A 17,287-nucleotide genomic window follows, 5' to 3' on the forward strand; every position below is an offset into this window, starting at 1 on the left:
CGGAACCGTGAGGAGGAATAATCCTCGCGGTTCTCAGCGTCCTCGCTGTGTGTGCCTCCCAAAGCTTTGGGAGGGCTTTCAAAGGAACCTCATCTCCGTGATGGAGACGGGGTATCAACATATCTGGCGTTGACTTTTGGCACGCTGTTGAGTTCTCAAGGAACGGACGCTTCCTTTGCGCCTGTTTCACCAGGCCCTCCGGGCGCTTCCCTTCGGTCTTGCGTCTCCGACTCTATCAGATCCTTTCGGCTCTGATTTTCGCCGGTGCGATCCGGCCTTTCGACTTTCTCGCGGTTCCGACTTTATCAGATCCTTTTTCGTTTCCGGTCCGCTTCTTGGCGAAGCGCTACCGATTCGAATTCGGTTCCGATTTCCCGTCGGAGGGGGTTTGCCTTTCGGCGTGGTCACTACTTTAGCGGCTTTTCCTGGCGGCTCATAATCGGGCCGCTCGGGCCGAATTTCGGCAACGCCGAAAAAGACCCGTCAGGGGGTCGATCGAAGTAGTGGTTTCTGCCGCTTCCGGGTTACGCAGATAGCGCTGCCCGTGTCGAACGGCTCGGGCTACGTTAGGCGTTTGGCGGGACAGAGTCAAGTAGCCGTGGTGGTGCGTCGCCTGGGGGCGCGGGGACGGTAGGGACTCACCGTGGGGTCGCCGTCGATCCAGTAGCGCCAGGGGTGGTCGGCGCCGTCGCCGCCGACGCCGGTGCGCGGGCCGTTGCGGAGCCGGGCGCGTGGGGCCGGGGTGCCGTGGAGGATCGTGATCGGGGCGCCGGCGGGGGCGCAGACGTCGGTGCCGTCCAGGGAGCGGTCGATGTCGAGGGCGGTGGCCAGGCGGGCCGGGCCCTTGGCGAGCTCGTTGGTGTTGCGGGCCTTGGGGCGGCGGCCGGCGGCCAGGTGCGCGCCGGTGAGGATCTCGCCGGCGCGCAGCAGGACCGCGCCGGCCCGGCCCTCGGGGCCGCAGACCAGGTTGATGCTGAACCACATGCCGTAGATGAAGTAGACGTACGCGTGGCCGGGCGGGCCGTACATCGTGGCGTTGCGGGCGGTGCGGCCCCGGTAGGCGTGGGAGCCCGGGTCGCGCTCGCCGTCGTACGCCTCCACCTCGGTGAGGCGGAGTTCGATCGGGCCGTCGGGGCTGTGGCGTACCAGGGTGCGGCCGAGCAGGTCCGGGGCGACGTCCAGGACGGGGCGGTCGAAGAAGTCGCGCGGGAGAGGGGTGCGCTCCGGTACGTCCGTCATGGGTTCCGAGCGTAGTGGAGGGGGCGGGCGGGTGCCGGGGCCGGTTTGGGCGGGTGTGGAAACGGAATTGGGCCGATCGGTCCGCGGTACGTAAAGATCGGCCCACGATCGGCCGGCTGTACGGGGCGCGCGGCGTCAGGGGAGGACGGGCATGGGGTTCAGGAAGCTGCTGGCGAGTCTGGGGGCCGGGGGCGCGTCCGTGGAGACGGTGCTCTTCGAGGAGAACGTGGTGCCCGGCGGGGTGGTCCAGGGAGAGGTGCGGATCCAGGGCGGGTCGGTGCCGCAGGCCGTACAGGGGCTGTCCGTCGGGCTGCAGGCGCGGGTCGAGGTCGAGCACGGGGACGAGGAGGTGCGGCGGGACGTCGAGTTCCACCGGGTGCGGTTGGGCGGGGCGTTCGAGGTGCAGGCCGGGGCCGTGCACACGGTGCCGTTCGGGCTGGAGATCCCGTGGGAGACGCCGATCACCACGATCCTGGGGCATCCGCTGCACGGGATGGGCGTGGGGGTGACGACGGAGCTGGCGATCGCGCGGGCGGTGGACTCCAGTGATCTCGACCCGGTGCGGGTGCATCCGCTGCCGGCGCAGCAGGCGGTCCTGAACGCCTTCGAGCGGCTCGGGTTCCGGTTCAGGTCCGCCGATCTGGAGCAGGGGCAGATCCACGGGACGCGGCAGCAGTTGCCGTTCTTCCAGGAGATCGAGTTCTCGGCGCCGCCGCAGTACCACGGGCTGAGCGAGGTCGAGCTGTCCTTCGTGGCGGACGACCGGGAGATGGACGTGGTGCTGGAGATGGACAAGAAGCCGGGCCTGTTCAGCGAGGGGTCGGACACCTACCGGTCGTTCACGGTGGGGCTGCACGACTTCGAGGGGACCGACTGGGCGGGATATCTCAACCACTGGTTGGCCGAGGTCGGCGGGCGGCGCAACTGGCTCTAACCTGGCCGGACGAAGTGTCAGCAACCGACCAGGAGGTCCGAGGTGTCCGAGCTGAAGCGGCGGCCGCTCCCGCACGATTTCCACCCGCCGGTGGCGGAGTTCACCGTGGTGAGCGAGGAGGTGGAGCCGGGCGGGACGCTCGATGCGGAGCAGGTGTTCTCCGGTGGGAACCGCTCGCCGCAGCTGCGGTGGCAGGGCGCTCCCGCGGGGACCAAGAGCTACGCCGTCACCTGCTACGACCCGGACGCGCCGACAGGCAGCGGGTTCTGGCACTGGGTGCTCTTCGACGTTCCGGCGTCCGTGACGGAGCTGCCGGCCGGGGCCGGCAGCGGTGAGATGAAGGGGCTCCCCGCGGGGGCCGTGCACGTCCGCAACGACTACGGGACGCGGGACTTCGGGGGCGCGGCGCCGCCGCCCGGAGACGGGTCGCACCGCTACGTGTTCACCGTCTACGCGGTGGACCAGGAGAAGCTGGGGCCGGACGGGGACGCCTCGCCCGCGGTGGTGGGCTTCAACCTGCGGTTCCACGCGATCGGGCGGGCCCAGCTGATCGGCGAGTACGAGGTGCCCGCCGCCGGCTGAGCCTCGCCGGGCCGTCGGGCCCGGGAGAAATGCGTTGCGCCCCGGCGCCTCCGCCACGCACAGTGGTACCCGTACCGCCGCCTCCATGAGGCGTCGGGCAGCTGGTACCGCAGTGGCGGGAGCGTCGGGGCGCAGGTGTGTTCGCCCCGTGTTCGCCGGAGTCCCACGCACAGGGCGTCCGCGCCGGCTGCCGTTCGCTCCGGGTTCCGGGTATGCACGGGGGCCGGGACCCGGAGCGCACTCTCTTCACCTGCCCCCGCGGCGCCTTGGCCCCGACTGCGGCACACCTCTTCTTCACCCTGCGCTCACCCGCCATTTCCCTTGTGGCAGACGGAAATTGCGTTGTCCGGGAAATACCTGCCCCTGCACAGTGGAGCCACTTCGCCACGGCGGCGATCAGGGTCCGGGAGGTGGACGGGATGCGCGAGACGCTGGTGCTGAATGCGAGCTTCGAGCCGCTGGCGACGGTTTCGCTGCGGCGTGCGGTGGTGCTGGTGATGCAGGACAAGGCAGTCGTCGAGCACGCCCACCCGGGGCTGCGGATCCGGGCGGCCTCGATGGACGTACCGGTGCCACGGGTGATCAGGCTCAGCAGGTACGTCCGGGTGCCGTTCCGAAGACAGGCGCCGTGGTCGCGGCGCGGGGTACTGGCCCGTGACCAGCACCGGTGCGCGTACTGCGGGAGGCGGGCGACGACCGTGGACCACGTGGTGCCGCGGTCGCACGGCGGTGGGGACACCTGGCTGAATACCGTCGCTTCGTGCGCGGAGGACAACCATCGCAAGGCGGACCGGACGCCGGAGCAGGCGGGGATGCGGCTGCTCCGGCGGCCGTTCGAGCCGACGCCGGCGGATGCGCTGGTGTCGGCCCTGGGGGTGTCCGTACGGGACGAGCTGCCGGAGTGGCTGCGGGCGCTTCCCGCGTAGCGCCGCGGACCGCCGCCAGCTGGTGGCCGTCGTCCAACTACCGCTATTTCATGAGCAGTTGGACGATGGCCACCAGCCCGACCGCGACGATCACGCCGCGCAGCGCGGTGGGCGGCAGGCGGCGGCCGATCTTGGCCCCGATCTGGCCGCCGAGGGCGGAGCCGACCGCGATCAGGATGACCGCGGTCCAGTCGAAGTGGGCGACGAAGAGGAAGAAGATCGCCGCGACGCCGTTGACGAGGGCGGTGAGGACGTTCTTGAGGGCGTTGAGGCGCTGGAGGTCGTCGCTGAGCAGGACGCCCATCAGGGAGAGGTAGATGATGCCCTGGGCCGCGCCGAAGTAGCCGCCGTAGACGCTGGCGAGCAGCAGGCCGCTGAACAGGGCGATGCCGCCGTCACGGTGGGCGGTGGTGCCGTTGCGGGCGCGGTGCGCACGGACCGCGGCGGCCAGCCTGGGCTGCGCGACGACGAGCACCAGGGCGATGGCGATCAGGACGGGGACGACCGCCTTGAAGGCGCTGGAAGGCAGGGCCAGCAGCAGGATCGCGCCGGCCACACCGCCGATCACGGCGCCGATCCCGAAGCGCAGCACCCGGCGCCACTGGCCGCGCAGTTCGCGGCGGTACCCTATGGCGCCGCTGATCGAACCGGGCACCAGGCCAAGGGAGTTGGAGACGTTGGCGGTCACCGGCGGGAGGCCGACGGCGAGCAGGACGGGGAAGGTGATCAGGGTGCCGGAACCGACGATGGTGTTGATGGTGCCGGCTCCGAGGCCGGCGGCGAAGACTGCGACTGCTTCCCAGAGGGACACGTCGTTCTCCTTACAGAATCAGGGTTGCCTCCCCGCCATGGAGGTCGAGGGGCAACCCTGATCATGCACGAGCCAGGCGCGTCGTCAGTCGATGGGGGGCGCCTGGCGCTCGGGGCTGCTGGGCTTGGGGATGCTGCCGCCGCCCGTGGGGTTGAAGTTGCCGAGGGCGCCGCCGAGGCCCTTGAGCGCGTCGCCGATCTCGCTGGGGACGATCCAGAGCTTGTTCGCGTCGCCCTCGGCGATCTTCGGGAGCATCTGGAGGTACTGGTACGACAGCAGCTTCTGGTCCGGGTCACCGGCGTGGATGGACTCGAAGACCACCCGGATCGCCTGGGCCTCGCCCTCGGCGCGCAGGGCCGCGGCCTTGGCCTCACCCTCGGCGCGGAGGATCGCGGACTGCTTCTGGCCCTCGGCGGTGAGGATCTCGGACTGCCGGACACCTTCGGCCTGGAGGATGGCGGCGCGCTTGTCACGGTCGGCGCGCATCTGCTTCTCCATCGAGTCCTGGATGGAGGTCGGCGGCTCGATCGCCTTGAGCTCGACGCGGTTGACGCGGATGCCCCACTTGCCGGTGGCCTCGTCGAGGACGCCGCGCAGGGCCGCGTTGATCTCCTCGCGGGAGGTCAGGGTGCGTTCGAGGTCCATGCCGCCGATGATGTTGCGGAGCGTGGTGACGGTGAGCTGCTCGATCGCCTGGATGTAGCTGGCGACTTCGTAGGTGGCGGCGCGGGCGTCGGTGACCTGGTAGTAGATGACCGTGTCGATGTTGACGACGAGGTTGTCCTGCGTGATCACCGGCTGCGGCGGGAACGGCACGACCTGCTCGCGGAGGTCGATGCGGTTGCGGATCGTGTCGATGAACGGGACGACGATGTTCAGGCCGGCGTTGAGAGTGCGGGTGTAGCGGCCGAAGCGCTCGACGATGGCGGCGCTGGCCTGGGGGATGACCTGGATCGTTTTGATGAGTGCGATGAACACGAGCACCACCAGGATGATCAGGACGATGATGATCGGTTCCACAGCGGCTCCCGTGCCCTTCGTTGCTGGTCCATCCGGCCGCGGCCGGCTTGTTGTTGATCAGTCTTTCAGAGGTGCGGGCGGTAGCGCACCGGGTTCGGTCAGATGACGAGGGCGGTGGCGCCTTCGATTTCCACCACGTCGACCTGTTGGCCCGGTTCGTAGACCCGATCGCCGTCGAGGGCGCGGGCGGACCAGACTTCCCCGGCGAGTTTGATGCGGCCGCCGCTCCCGGCGTCGACCCGCTCCAGGACGGTGGCGGTCCGGCCCTTGAGGGCGTCGATGCCGGAGGCGAGCCTCGGGCCCTGGCCGCGGTGGCGGTTGGCGATCGGCCGGACGACGGCGATCAGCGCGACCGACACCGCCACGAAGATCAGGAACTGCAGAACGGTGCCGCCACCGAGCGCTGCGGTGACGGCACCGGCGACGGCACCGACCGCGAACATCCCGAATTCGGGCATCGCGGTCATGACGAGCGGAATGCCCAGTCCTACGGCGGCGATCAGCCACCACACCCATGGATCCACGGCCTCATGGTAGATCCGTCGGGTGCCCCGGGGACAGGGCGCGATCGGTCAGCGACGGGCCATTAACTACCGGCCGGTGACGGGCCGTTACTTGAGGGGCAGGCCCTGTGCGGTCCAGCGGTCGTTGCCGTTGTGGTCGACGACGAGCGGGAGGCCGAAGCAGTGCGAGAGGTTGCTGGAGGTCAGCTCCAGGTCGAGCGGGCCGGCGGTCAGCACCTTGCCCTGACGGATCATCAGGACGTGGGTGAAGCCCGGCGGGATCTCCTCGACATGGTGGGTGACCATGATCATCGAGGGGGCGTAGGGGTCGCGGGCGAGCCGGCCGAGGCGGCGCACCAGGTCCTCGCGGCCGCCGAGGTCGAGGCCGGCGGCGGGCTCGTCGAGGAGGAGCAGCTCGGGGTCGGTCATCATGGCGCGGGCGATCAGGGTGCGCTTGCGCTCGCCCTCGGAGAGGGTGCCGAACTTCCGGTCGAGGAAGGCGTTCATGCCGAGGCGGTCGAGGAAGGCCCGGGCGCGCTGCTCGTCGATGTCGTCGTAGTCCTCCTGCCAGCTGGCGGTCATGCCGTAGGCGGCGGTGAGGACGGTCTGCAGCACGGTCTGGCTGCGCGGCAGCTTGTCGGCGAGCGCGATGCCGGCGATGCCGATGCGCGGGCGCAGATCGAAGACGTCGACGCGGCCCAGCTGCTCGCCGAGGACCCGGGCGGTGCCGGCACTCGGGAAGAGGTAGCTGGAGGCGACGTTCAGCAGAGTGGTCTTGCCGGCGCCGTTGGGGCCGAGGATCACCCAGCGTTCCCCCTCCTTCACCGACCACGAGACCTGGTCCACCAGAGCCCGTCCTTCGCGGACCACGGATACGTCCACCAGCTCCAGCACATCGCTCATGAGCGCACTGTCTCCCATTGCTTCTCGGTCGTCGTGTGCGCCTGTAGGCGCAGCCCCCCTGCAAACCTACGCCACTCGTTGTCAGTGCCGTTCCCTAGGCTGGGGACCATGCTCGATGAACCTCGTTCCGGACGACTGGCAGCATGGGGAAATGCCCTTTTGGCCGGATTTGTCTCACCTGATGATGCCGCACACCACATCGCGGACGACGACGATGTGCACCGCGTCTCGGGCCTGCCCGGGGAGGACGCCCCGGTCGGCCTGACGCTCGCCCTGGGGCGGCTGCGGACGCTCGGCGCGACCGGCCTGCGGGTGGCGCTGCCGGCGCCGGGGCATCCGCTCGGCCTGAGCGGCCCGCCGGAGTTCAACGCGCGGGCGCTGGAGGCCGGTGAGGCGGTGCTCGCCCAGGGCGCCGGGCTCGGGCTGGTCCCGGAGGTGTTCGAAGCGGGCCCCGAGGGCGCCGCCGGCCCCGATTTGCACGTCGAGGTGGTCTGGCACTGCCTGCCCGCCCGGGAGGCGCCGCCGGCCGACGTGCCGTCGCTGGGCGAGGCCGAGCGGGAGCTGGCGGAGGCGCTGCGGGACGCGACGGAGGTGCTCTCGCGGCTGGACGTGGCCGGATCCGGCCCGGTGGCGGACGCGGCGCTGGCGGCGTACCGGGCCCGGGCGGAGGCCGGCCGGCAGGTGCTGGCGCCGGGCTACCCGCCGCGGGCCGTACGGGTGCTGGAGCTGGCCCAGCGGGTCGGCGCGCTGGTCGGCATCGCCCGGGGCGCGGGCGGGGACGGCCGGGAGCACGGCGCGGCGGTCAGCTCGTCGGAGATCGCGGCCCGCACCGAGGCGCTGCGGCCGGTGGAGCGGACCGCCCGCCGGGCGCAGGTGGCGGCGTACAACTCCGCGGTGGAGGAGCAGGAGCGGCGCCGGGGGTGAACGGCAGCAGGTCCCGCCGGCCATGGCGCGGCCGACGGGACCAGTCAGGAGAGTCGGGGCCGAACTGCCCCGGGCCGCCCGGGAGTTGCGCCCCGGGCCGGTGGCGTCAGTTGTTGACGGCCGGGTTGCCGAAGGCGGAGTTGAGCACGCCCACGACGTTGACGCTGTTGCCGGTCACGTTCGCGGGGATGTGCACCGGGGCCTGGACGAGGTTGCCCGAACCGACGCCCGGGGAGTTCAGGGCCTTGCCGTCGGCGTGCGCGCCGTCGTGGGCGAACGCCGAACCGGCGGCGGCACCGACGGCGAGACCGGTGGTGGCAAGGACAAGGGCGGCCTTTTTGACGCTGTTCATGGTGGCGTGTTCCTCACGTGGTGGCACAGGGCCGGAATAACGGTGTATGTGGAGGGCGGACCGGCCGCACGGCCAGGGCTGGGCGGGGCCGGTCCGGAGTGACCCGCGCGGGCCGGTGCACGGCCCGGCGCAGGGGTCAGCCGGTGGGAGCGGAGGCTCCTGGGCTCACTTGTTGACGCAGGTGTTGCCGAAGACCGGGTTGAGCAGGCCGATCACGGAGACGGTGTTGCCGCAGACGTTCACGGGGACGTGGACCGGCACCTGGGCGACGTTGCCCGAGACGACACCCGGGGACTGCACCGCGGCACCCTGGGCCTGCGGGCCGTCGTGCGCCGAGGCGACACCGGCGCCCGCCAGGACGAGACCGGCGCCCGCCATCGTGATGGCCGCAACCCGCTTGATGTTCTTCACTTCTCTTGCTCCTCGTTGCCGATGCCGTGGCCAGCCGCCACGACTGCACTGGGAAACGCCCGGCACCGAGCTGGGATACGCCGAATGGGCTACGTATACACGACAGTATGAATCTAGGATCCGCGAGGCGACGGTCGGTTCATAGCTTTGACGAACCGTCAGAATGCCGGTCTTCCCTGTGATTCAGGCCCCGATGCCGTGCCGCACGGCCCACAGGGCGGCCTGGGTGCGGTCGGCGAGGTCCAGCTTCATCAGGATGTTGGACACATGGGTCTTGACAGTCTTCTCCGAGAGCACCAACGCGCGGGCGATCTCGCGGTTGGACCGGCCGTCCGCGATCAGGCCCAGCACCTCGCGCTCCCGGTCGGTGAGCGAACTCCCGCGCCCCTGGCCGCCGTTGCCGTCCTCCTGGGAGAGCAGCGCGCCGGCCACCTCGGGCTGGAGCAGTACGTGTCCGGCGTGCACCGAGCGGATGGCGCCGGCCAGGGCGTCCGGGTCGATGTCCTTGTAGACGTAGCCGGCCGCACCGGCGCGCAGGGCCGGGACGACGGTGCGCTGTTCGGTGAAGCTGGTGACGACCAGCACCCTGGCCGGGTTGTCGAGGGTGCGGAGTCGGCGGAGCGCCTCGATGCCGTCCATGCCGGGCATCTTGATGTCCATGAGGACGACGTCCGGGCGCAGTTGCTCGGTGGCGGCGATGCCCTCGGCGCCGTCCGACGCCTCCCCCACCACCTCGATGTCGTCCTGGACCTCCAGGAACGTCCGTAGGCCGCGGCGGACGACCTGGTGGTCGTCGACGAGCAGGACGCGGATCGCGCGCCCCTCGCCGGTGGCCCGTTCCGTACCGCCCTGCGTGCTGTCAGCCACCGGGCACCTCCATCTCGACAGTGGTGCCCGTGCCGGGCTCCGATTCCACGGTGAGCTTGCCGCCGACGCCGCCGGCGCGGTCACGCATCGACACCAGTCCGAGGTGCCGGCCGGCCCGGCGGACCGCGCGGGTGTCGAAGCCCTGCCCGTCGTCGGCGATCCGCAGCAGGGCGCCCTGGCCGGACCGGGTGAGGCTGACCTCGACGCGCTCGGCGCCGGAGTGCCGCAGCGCGTTGTGCAGCGCCTCCTGGGCGACCCGGAGCATCGCCTCCTCCTGGGCGCTGGGCAGGGCCCGTACGCCCTGGGCGGTGAAGGTGACGCGGGCGGAGTGGGCCCGGTCCAGGACCTGGGCCTGGGACCGCAGGGTGGCCACCAGGCCGTCCTCGTCGAGGGCCGCGGGGCGGAGCTCGACGACGGCGGCGCGGAGCTCGTCGGCGGCCTCCGCGGCCAGCGCGGCGACCTGGTGGAGCTCGTCCTTGGCGCGGGCCGGGTCGCGGTCGACCAGGGCGGTCGCGGCCTGGGCGGTCAGCCGGAGCGAGAAGAGCTTCTGGGAGACGGCGTCGTGCAGCTCGTGGGCGAGCCGGGCGCGCTCGCCGGCGATGGTGAGCTCGCGGCTGCGCTCGTAGAGGCGGGCGTTGGTGAGGGCGATGGCGGCGTGCTGGGCGAGTATCCCCAGGAGCCGCTCGTCCTCTTCGGTGAAGAGGCAGCCGTCCCTGCCGGAAGGAGGGTCCTTGGGGCAGCGCTTGTTGGCCAGGAAGAGGGCGCCGAGGATCTCGTCGCCGTCGGCGACCGGCAGGCCGAGGAAGTCGGACATGTCCGGGTGGGCGGCGGGCCAGCCGCCGAAGCGGGGGTCCTCGCGGACGTCGGCGAGCCGCTCGGGGGTGGCGTTGTGCAGCATCGCGGCGAGGATGCCGTGCTGGCGGGGCAGCGGGCCGATGGCCTTCCACTGCTCGGCGCTGACACCGTCCACGACGAACTGGGCGAAGCCCCCGTGATCGTCCGGCACGCCGAGCGCGGCGTACTCGGCGTCCAGCAGCTCGCGGGCCGAGGCGACGATCGTCTTGAGGACGTCGCGCACCTCCAGATGCCTGCTCATGGCCAGGATCGCGGTGCTCACCGCGGGGATCCCGGCCCCCGGTCCGTTGCTCATGCGTTCACCGTACCGGCGTGCCGAGCGGCCCGTATCGGTCCGCCGACGCTCCGTGCCTAGGGCGGCGGGCCTAGGTCGAACGCCCCGCCCCGGCCGTACGCGGGCACTCCCCCGTGATCCATTTCTTCGACTTTGTGTAGTTATGTGCCTTATTTGCTCTCTATGCATGGATGCGCCTTATGCGTGCAGAGACCCCTATATATAGAGACACCCCATATAAGGGGTTCGGTGGGGCGGCTGCGGGAGTGGACGAGCAGGGCGCGACGGAATCAGAGCTTGTCCCCTTATATAGGGACAAGGTCGGGTGGGTCCGGCAGGCGGCTTCGCGTCGTTCTCGCCGGGGAGGCGGGCGGTATCGGCACTCCTGCGGTGAGCCGCGCCTCCTGCCGCCGGCGCGACCCCAGACTCTGGGCATGTCCTCTTCATCTCAGGCGCGCACCGCGCCGACATCCCCGGCGGAGCGCTGGACGCCGACCCACGGAGAGCCCTACCGGCCGGTGCCGTACCGGCCCGAGCGGATGCCCGCGGCCGAGTCGCTGACCCGCGCCGCCGAGCTGCGGGAGCGGATGGACCGGCGGCGGACGGTCCGGCAGTTCGCCGCCGACCCGGTGCCCGAGCAGGTGGTCCGGGACGCGATCGCCTGCGCGGCCACCGCACCGTCCGGGGCGCATCAGCAGCCGTGGACGTTCGTCCTGGTCAAGGACCCCGAGGTGCGCCGCCGGATCAGGGCGGCGGCGGAGGCCGAGGAGCAGCGCTCCTACGAGGGGCGGCTGGGCGAGGAGTGGCTGGCGGCGCTGCGGCCGCTGGGTACGGACGAGGTCAAGCCGCACCTGACCGATGCCCCGCAGCTGATCGTGGTCTTCCAGCAGCGGCACTGGCTGGGCCCGGACGGCAGTACCCGCAAGCACTACTACGTGGACGAGTCGGTGGGGATCGCGGTCGGGATGCTGCTGTCCGCGCTGCACCTGTCCGGGCTGGCGGCGCTGGTGCATACGCCCAGTCCGATGCGGTTCCTCCAGGAGGTGCTGGGGCGGCCGGCGAACGAGAAGGCGTTCGCGGTGATTCCCGTCGGGTACCCCGCGGCGGACTGCCGGGTGCCCGACCTGGTACGGAAGACCCTTGACCAGGTGCTCGTCGAGGTCTGACGGCACACAGCTCGCCCACAGCCTGCGCACAGCGTGTGCGACTGCAACTACTACCGGCGAGATAAACCCTGACCCGGTGTGACCCCGCGCATAGGGCGCAGGTCACTTACGACCCCGGTTAGTGGACCAACAATTCGTCCTTGAACTGGGAATATTCCGTTCCGGACGCATTCCCTGCCAGCCCGGTTCCACTAACCGGGGTCGTACGTCACATCATTGCCCGGCGAATTTCCGGCCGCTAAGAATGGCTCCCGTCGCTCGGCGCCGTGATGAGAACTCGGCGTTCTGCCGCCGCTCATGGCCCGTGTGACGTCCCCCATTGGAAGAGGTCGAGCCGCCATGTCCAAGTACGCCGTCTCCGGTCTGAATCTGACCCGTGCCCACAAGTTCACCGCCGCCGGCATAGCCGCCGCCGGTGCCGCCGCACTGGTCCTCACCGCCGTCCCGGGTGCCGACGCCGGCCAGGGCAAGGCCGAGGCCGCCTCCGCCAGCCTCAACGTCAAGCCGGTGGCCTTCAGCGCCGTCGACACCGCCGCCCGCGCCCAGCAGGCCACCATCGCCCAGCAGGCCGACACCTCCGCCGCCCAGGGCAAGGCCGCGGCCGCGGCCGCCAAGCAGAAGGCCGAGGCCGCCGCCAAGGCAAAGGCCGAGGCCAAGGCCGCCGCCAAGGCGAAGGCCGAGAAGGAGCGCCAGGTCAAGGAGGCCGTGAGCCGCGCCGCCGTGCGCCAGGCCATCCCCGCCGCGGTGCAGAAGCCGGCGAAGGTCTACCCGAACAACCTCGACGGCTGGATCCGCGAGTCGCTGGACGTCATGGCCAAGCACAACATCCCGGGCAGCTACAACGGCATCTACCGCAACCTGATGCGCGAGTCGTCCGGCAACCCCAAGGCGATCAACCTCTGGGACTCCAACGCCCAGGCGGGCATCCCGTCCAAGGGCCTGCTCCAGGTCATCGACCCGACGTTCCGTCAGTACCACGTCGCCGGTACCTCCTGGGACATCTACAACCCGGTCGCCAACATCACCGCCGCCTGCAACTACGCGGCCGCCAAGTACGGCTCGATGGACAACGTCAACTCGGCCTACTGAGCCGGACGTTCGCCGCGGACCGCGGCACCGTGCACACCGCCGAGGGGCGGCACCCGATTCCGGGTGCCGCCCCTCGGGCGTGCCGTTGCGGTGACCGCGCGCTACTTGCGCATGACCTCCGGCTCGTGGCGGCGCAGCAGCCGCGCGACGATGAAGGCGAGCGCCACGCCGAGGGTGACCAGGAGGACCACGTCCATCACGTAGACGCCGGTCTGGTGCTTCCACAGCGGGTCCGGGTTGCCGGGCTCCCAGGGCAGCAGGGTGTTCATGTCCTCGGTGGCGCCGAGTGCGGCGACCGCCCAACGGGACGGCATCAGCCAGGAGACCTGGGAGACGCCGACGGTGTCGAAGAGCTGGAAGAGGACGCCGGTGAAGACGACCTGGACGATGGCGAACATCACCAGCAGCGGCATGGTCTTCTCGGCGGTCTTGACCAGCGACGAGATGATCAGGCCGACCATCATCGAGGTGAAGCCGAGGGCGATGATCGCGATCGTCATCTCGACGGCCGGGGCCTTGGCGACGAGCAGGCCCTGGGACGGCATCGGCCGGGTGGAGAAGCCGATGGCCGCGATGATCACGCCCTGGAGGGCGGTGGCCACGCCGAGCACGATGATCTTCGACATCAGGTACGCCGAACGCGACAGGCCGGTGGCCCGTTCGCGCTCGTAGATGACCCGCTCCTTGATCAGCTCACGGACCGAGTTGGCCGCGCCGGAGAAGCACATGCCGACCGCGAGGATCAGCGAGATGGTGCTCGCGTCGCGGTTGGTCTGGTGCTTGGCGACCGGTCCGTACCCGAGGCCATAGTCGCTGGGGATCAGCAGGGAGACCACGCCGAGGACGGCCGGCAGGATCACCATCAGGGCGAGGAAGCCCCGGTCGGAGGCGAGCACCGAGACGTAGCGCCGCATCAGGGTCCACAGTTGGGAGCCCCAGCTCTGGGACTTCTGTATGCGGGCCGGCGGGGCCTGGACGTTGACCGACTGCGGCGGGGCGGCGTCGAGGTCCGCGGCGTACATCTGGTAGTGCGGGGAACCGCGCCAGCGGCCCGCCCAGTCGTAGTCGCGGTAGTTCTCGAACGCCGAGAAGACATCCGCCCAGGTCTCGTACTGGAAGAAGTTCAGTGCCTCCTCGGGCGGGCCGAAGTAGGCCACCGAACCGCCCGGGGCCATCACCAACAGCCGGTCGCACAGGGCGAGTTCGGCCACCGAGTGGGTGACGACCAGGACCGTGCGGCCGTCGTCGGCGAGACCGCGCAGCAGCTGCATGACGTCGCGGTCCATGCCCGGGTCGAGGCCCGAGGTCGGCTCGTCCAGGAAGATCAGCGACGGCTTGGTCAGCAGCTCCAGGGCGACCGAGACGCGCTTGCGCTGACCGCCGGAGAGCGAGGTGACCTTCTTGTCCTTGTGGACGTCGAGCTTGAGCTCGCGCAGCACCTCGTTGATCCGGGCCTCGCGCTCGGACTCCGCGGTGTCGCCGGGGAAGCGGAGCTTGGCGGCGTAGCGGAGCGCCTTGAGGACGGACAGCTCCTTGTGGAGGATGTCGTCCTGCGGAACCAGGCCGATGCGCTGGCGCAGCTCGGCGAAGTGCTTGTAGAGATTCCGGTTGTCGTAGAGGACGTCGCCCTGGTTGGCGGGGCGGTAGCCGGTCAGCGCCTTGAGCAGCGTCGACTTGCCGGAACCGGAGGGGCCGATGACGGCGATCAGCGACTTCTCGGGGACGCCGAACGAGACGTCCTTGAGGATCTGCTTGCCGCCGTCGACGGTGACGGTGAGGTGGCGGGCCGAGAAGGAGACCTCGCCGGTGTCGACGAACTCCTCCAGGCGGTCGCCGACCAGCCGGAAGGTGGAGTGGCCGACGCCGACGATGTCGTTCGGGCCGACCGGCGCGCTCCCGGACTTGGGGACCGGCTGACCGTTGACGTAGGTGCCGTTGTGGCTGCCCAGGTCGCAGATCTCGAAGCGGCCGTCGGAGGTCGCGCGGAACTCCGCGTGGTGGCGGGAGACCTGGAGGTCGGAGACGACCAGCTCGTTGTCGAGCGCACGACCTATCCGCATCACCCGGTCCATGTCCAGGCGGTGGAAGGTGGTCGGACTGCGGTCGCCGCCCTGGGCCTGCGGGGCCTGCTGCTGGGGCTGCGCGGACTGCTGTGCCGGGACGGCCTGCTGGGGCGCGTGCTGCTGCGGCTGTTGGGCCTGCTGGGGCGGGACGTACGGCTGCCGGCCCTGCGGCGGAGCCTGCCAGTCCTGCTGGGCCGGCGGCTGCTGCTGCGCGGGCGGCGCCTGCCAGCCCTGGTGCGGCGCGGCCGCGGCGGGCTGCGCGCTGAAGGCGTCGGCGGGCGCCGCGGCGGCGGACAGGCTCAGCCGGGGGCCGTCGGTGGCGTTGCCCAGGTGGACGGCGGTACCAGGACCGATCTCCAGCTGCTGGATGCGCTGGCCCTGGACGTAGGTGCCGTTGGTGCTGCCGTGGTCTTCGATGAGCCAGCTGCGGCCGGACCACCGGAGGGTGGCGTGCCGCCAGGAAACCCTGGCGTCGTCGAGCACCATGTCGCCCTGCGGATCACGCCCCACGCTGTAGGACCTGGACGGATCGAGCGTCCAGGTCCTTCCGTTCAGTTCCAGTACGAGTTCAGGCACTCCATGCCCCATTTACATAGTCCCCCGAGTGACGCCCTGTGTGGGAAGTCTAGGGATGGCGAACATCGTGAGGAACTATTTCAGGCTCGGCCCGCGGACCGGAAACCGGGACGGGACCGGGGTACGGGGCGCTCCCGTCGGCATCGGCGAACCCTCCCGGAGAGCCTGAAGAGCCCGTTCTGCCTGAAATGCCGGGAATTCAGGCCATTCGGTGCCGCCGCGGCGGCACCGGCCGCCCTTCCCGGGATCGAAAACGCCATACCAAAAGGGGAGTTGGAGTGCCAGCCGGGTCCCCCGGGCCGGTGCAACCGGGCGGAGGCGGACACGAGTCCATAACGATCACCGCCGGCCCCGGGACCCGGGCGCAGGACCGGCCCGGCGGCGGCCCGGCCCCCGGAGCGCGGGGTCCGAACCCCGGACACCCGTACGGTCGCCGCCGCCCGCCGGTTACCGTAAGGGCACCATGAGCGCATCGCAGACCCCGCCTGCCGCCGCCGCACCAGGCGAAGACGAACCGACACTCCTCGTCAAGATCTTCGGGAAGGACCGGCCCGGCATCACCGCGGGCCTGTTCGACACCCTCGCCGCCTACGCCGTCGATGTCGTGGACATCGAGCAGGTGGTGACCCGGGGCCGCATCACCCTGTGCGTGCTGGTCACCGCCCCCTCCCCCGGTCAGGGCACCACCGGGTCCTCCGAAGGCGACCTCCGCGCCACCGTGCACAGCTGGGCCGAGTCGCTGAACCTCCAGGCCGAGATCATCTCCGGCCGCGGCGACAACCGTCCGCGCGGTGTCGGCCGGTCCCACGTCACCGTGCTGGGACACCCGCTCACCGCGGAGTCGACGGCCGCGATCGCCGCGGCCATAACGGCCACGGGGGGCAACATCGACCGTATTTTCCGGCTCGCCAAGTATCCGGTGACGGCCGTCGAGTTCGCGGTCTCCGGTGCCGAGACCGAGGCGCTGCGCACCGTGCTGGCCCCGGAGGCCGCGAAGCTCGGGGTGGACGTCGCGGTGGTCGCGGCCGGGCTGCAGCGCCGGGCGCAGCGGCTGGTGGTGATGGACGTCGACTCCACCCTCATCCAGGACGAGGTCATCGAGCTGTTCGCGGCGCACGCCGGCTGCGAGGCCGAGGTCGCCGAGGTGACCGCCGCCGCGATGCGCGGCGAGCTGGACTTCGAGCAGTCGCTGCACGCCCGGGTCGAGCTGCTCGGCGGGCTGGACGCGTCCGTGGTGGACCTGGTCCGCAAGGAGGTGCGGCTCACGCCGGGGGCCCGCACCCTGGTCCGGACCCTCAAGCGGCTCGGCTACCAAGTCGGCGTGGTCTCGGGCGGATTCACCCAGGTCACCGACGCGCTCCAGGAGGAGCTGGGGCTGGACTTCGCCTCCGCCAACACCCTGGAGATCGTCGACGGCAAGCTCACCGGGCGGGTCACCGGCGACATCGTGGACCGGGCCGGCAAGGCCCGGCTGCTGCGGCGGTTCGCGCACGAGGCCGGGGTGCCGCTGGTGCAGACCGTCGCGATCGGCGACGGCGCCAATGACCTGGACATGCTCAACGCGGCCGGGCTGGGGGTCGCCTTCAACGCCAAGCCGGTGGTCCGCGAGGCCGCGCACACCGCCGTCAACGTACCGTTCCTGGACACCGTGCTCTATCTGCTGGGGATCACCCGCGAAGAGGTCGAGGCGGCCGACACCCACGCGGAGTGAGCCGCGGGGCCGCCCTCCTGCCGCCCGGCGGCGACCCGAGGGACCGCCCCGCCCCCGCCCCGGACAACCGGAAGGCCCCGG

At 70.8% G+C, this 17,287-nt stretch carries 17 protein-coding genes; 7 read left to right on the plus strand and 10 right to left on the minus strand.

The window, feature by feature from the left end:
* Positions 1-588 precede the first annotated feature (588 nt).
* On the minus strand, positions 589-1,239 hold the full coding sequence (locus CG747_RS07945; RefSeq protein WP_100600936.1) for a DNA-3-methyladenine glycosylase: 651 nt from the start codon (positions 1,237-1,239) through the stop codon (positions 589-591).
* A gap of 151 nt (positions 1,240-1,390) precedes the next feature.
* On the opposite strand from CG747_RS07945, the gene CG747_RS07950 reads away from it, so the two are divergent.
* The 3 genes from CG747_RS07950 to CG747_RS07960 all read left to right on the plus strand — a co-directional run bounded on the left by CG747_RS07950 (position 1,391) and on the right by CG747_RS07960 (position 3,681).
* The gene (locus CG747_RS07950; RefSeq protein WP_100600937.1) at positions 1,391-2,173 is read left to right on the plus strand and encodes a sporulation protein; all 783 of its coding nucleotides are present in this window, start codon (positions 1,391-1,393) and stop codon (positions 2,171-2,173) included.
* 42 nt (positions 2,174-2,215) lie between these two features.
* A complete protein-coding gene (locus CG747_RS07955) occupies positions 2,216-2,755 on the plus strand; it encodes a YbhB/YbcL family Raf kinase inhibitor-like protein (protein ID WP_100600938.1) in 540 nt (179 codons plus the stop codon).
* Between the two features lie 419 nt (positions 2,756-3,174).
* On the plus strand, positions 3,175-3,681 hold the full coding sequence (locus CG747_RS07960; protein ID WP_100601254.1) for an HNH endonuclease: 507 nt from the start codon (positions 3,175-3,177) through the stop codon (positions 3,679-3,681).
* A gap of 43 nt (positions 3,682-3,724) precedes the next feature.
* Here the strand turns inward: CG747_RS07960 and CG747_RS07965 are convergent, their stop codons facing one another.
* The 4 genes from CG747_RS07965 to CG747_RS07980 form a co-directional block, all read right to left on the minus strand.
* Positions 3,725-4,492: a sulfite exporter TauE/SafE family protein gene (locus CG747_RS07965; RefSeq protein WP_100600939.1), complete on the minus strand. Its 768-nt coding sequence runs from the start codon at positions 4,490-4,492 to the stop codon at positions 3,725-3,727.
* Positions 4,493-4,576: 84 nt separating this feature from the next.
* Positions 4,577-5,512 (minus strand): SPFH domain-containing protein, encoded by a 936-nt coding sequence (locus CG747_RS07970; protein WP_100600940.1) that lies wholly within the window; start codon positions 5,510-5,512, stop codon positions 4,577-4,579.
* Between the two features lie 98 nt (positions 5,513-5,610).
* A complete protein-coding gene (locus CG747_RS07975; protein ID WP_100600941.1) occupies positions 5,611-6,024 on the minus strand; it encodes an NfeD family protein in 414 nt (137 codons plus the stop codon).
* A 99-nt stretch (positions 6,025-6,123) separates the two neighbouring features.
* Positions 6,124-6,936: an ABC transporter ATP-binding protein gene (locus CG747_RS07980; protein ID WP_100600942.1), complete on the minus strand. Its 813-nt coding sequence runs from the start codon at positions 6,934-6,936 to the stop codon at positions 6,124-6,126.
* A gap of 90 nt (positions 6,937-7,026) precedes the next feature.
* Between CG747_RS07980 and CG747_RS07985 the strand changes: the two genes are divergently transcribed.
* Positions 7,027-7,842, plus strand: a complete 816-nt coding sequence (locus tag CG747_RS07985) for a hypothetical protein (RefSeq protein WP_100600943.1) — start codon at positions 7,027-7,029, stop codon at positions 7,840-7,842.
* Between the two features lie 106 nt (positions 7,843-7,948).
* Here the strand turns inward: CG747_RS07985 and CG747_RS07990 are convergent, their stop codons facing one another.
* From CG747_RS07990 to CG747_RS08005, 4 genes are all read right to left on the minus strand, one after another.
* Complete coding sequence (locus tag CG747_RS07990; RefSeq protein WP_016571702.1) at positions 7,949-8,194, minus strand: chaplin; 246 nt, start codon at positions 8,192-8,194, stop codon at positions 7,949-7,951.
* Positions 8,195-8,359: 165 nt separating this feature from the next.
* Entirely contained in the window at positions 8,360-8,572 is a 213-nt protein-coding gene (locus tag CG747_RS07995; protein WP_100601255.1) for a chaplin, read from the minus strand.
* 216 nt (positions 8,573-8,788) lie between these two features.
* The gene (locus tag CG747_RS08000; protein ID WP_100600944.1) at positions 8,789-9,472 is read right to left on the minus strand and encodes a response regulator transcription factor; all 684 of its coding nucleotides are present in this window, start codon (positions 9,470-9,472) and stop codon (positions 8,789-8,791) included.
* On the minus strand, positions 9,465-10,622 hold the full coding sequence (locus CG747_RS08005; protein ID WP_100600945.1) for a GAF domain-containing sensor histidine kinase: 1,158 nt from the start codon (positions 10,620-10,622) through the stop codon (positions 9,465-9,467). Before CG747_RS08005 ends, CG747_RS08000 begins: the two co-directional genes overlap by 8 nt.
* A 413-nt stretch (positions 10,623-11,035) precedes the next feature.
* On the opposite strand from CG747_RS08005, the gene CG747_RS08010 reads away from it, so the two are divergent.
* Positions 11,036-11,767, plus strand: a complete 732-nt coding sequence (locus CG747_RS08010; RefSeq protein WP_374701747.1) for a nitroreductase family protein — start codon at positions 11,036-11,038, stop codon at positions 11,765-11,767.
* A 339-nt stretch (positions 11,768-12,106) separates the two neighbouring features.
* On the plus strand, positions 12,107-12,856 hold the full coding sequence (locus CG747_RS08015; RefSeq protein ID WP_100600947.1) for a transglycosylase SLT domain-containing protein: 750 nt from the start codon (positions 12,107-12,109) through the stop codon (positions 12,854-12,856).
* 101 nt (positions 12,857-12,957) lie between these two features.
* On the opposite strand, the gene CG747_RS08020 is transcribed toward CG747_RS08015, so the two are convergent.
* The gene (locus tag CG747_RS08020; RefSeq protein ID WP_100600948.1) at positions 12,958-15,507 is read right to left on the minus strand and encodes an FHA domain-containing protein; all 2,550 of its coding nucleotides are present in this window, start codon (positions 15,505-15,507) and stop codon (positions 12,958-12,960) included.
* Between the two features lie 451 nt (positions 15,508-15,958).
* Between CG747_RS08020 and serB the strand changes: the two genes are divergently transcribed.
* Positions 15,959-17,206, plus strand: coding sequence for a phosphoserine phosphatase SerB (gene serB, locus CG747_RS08025; protein WP_100600949.1), 1,248 nt, complete (start codon positions 15,959-15,961; stop codon positions 17,204-17,206).
* The last annotated feature ends 81 nt before the right edge of the window (positions 17,207-17,287 follow it).

The sequence above is a fragment of the Streptomyces sp. CB02959 genome, assembly GCF_002803155.1.
In the GTDB taxonomy this organism is placed as follows: Bacteria; Actinomycetota; Actinomycetes; order Streptomycetales; family Streptomycetaceae; genus Streptomyces.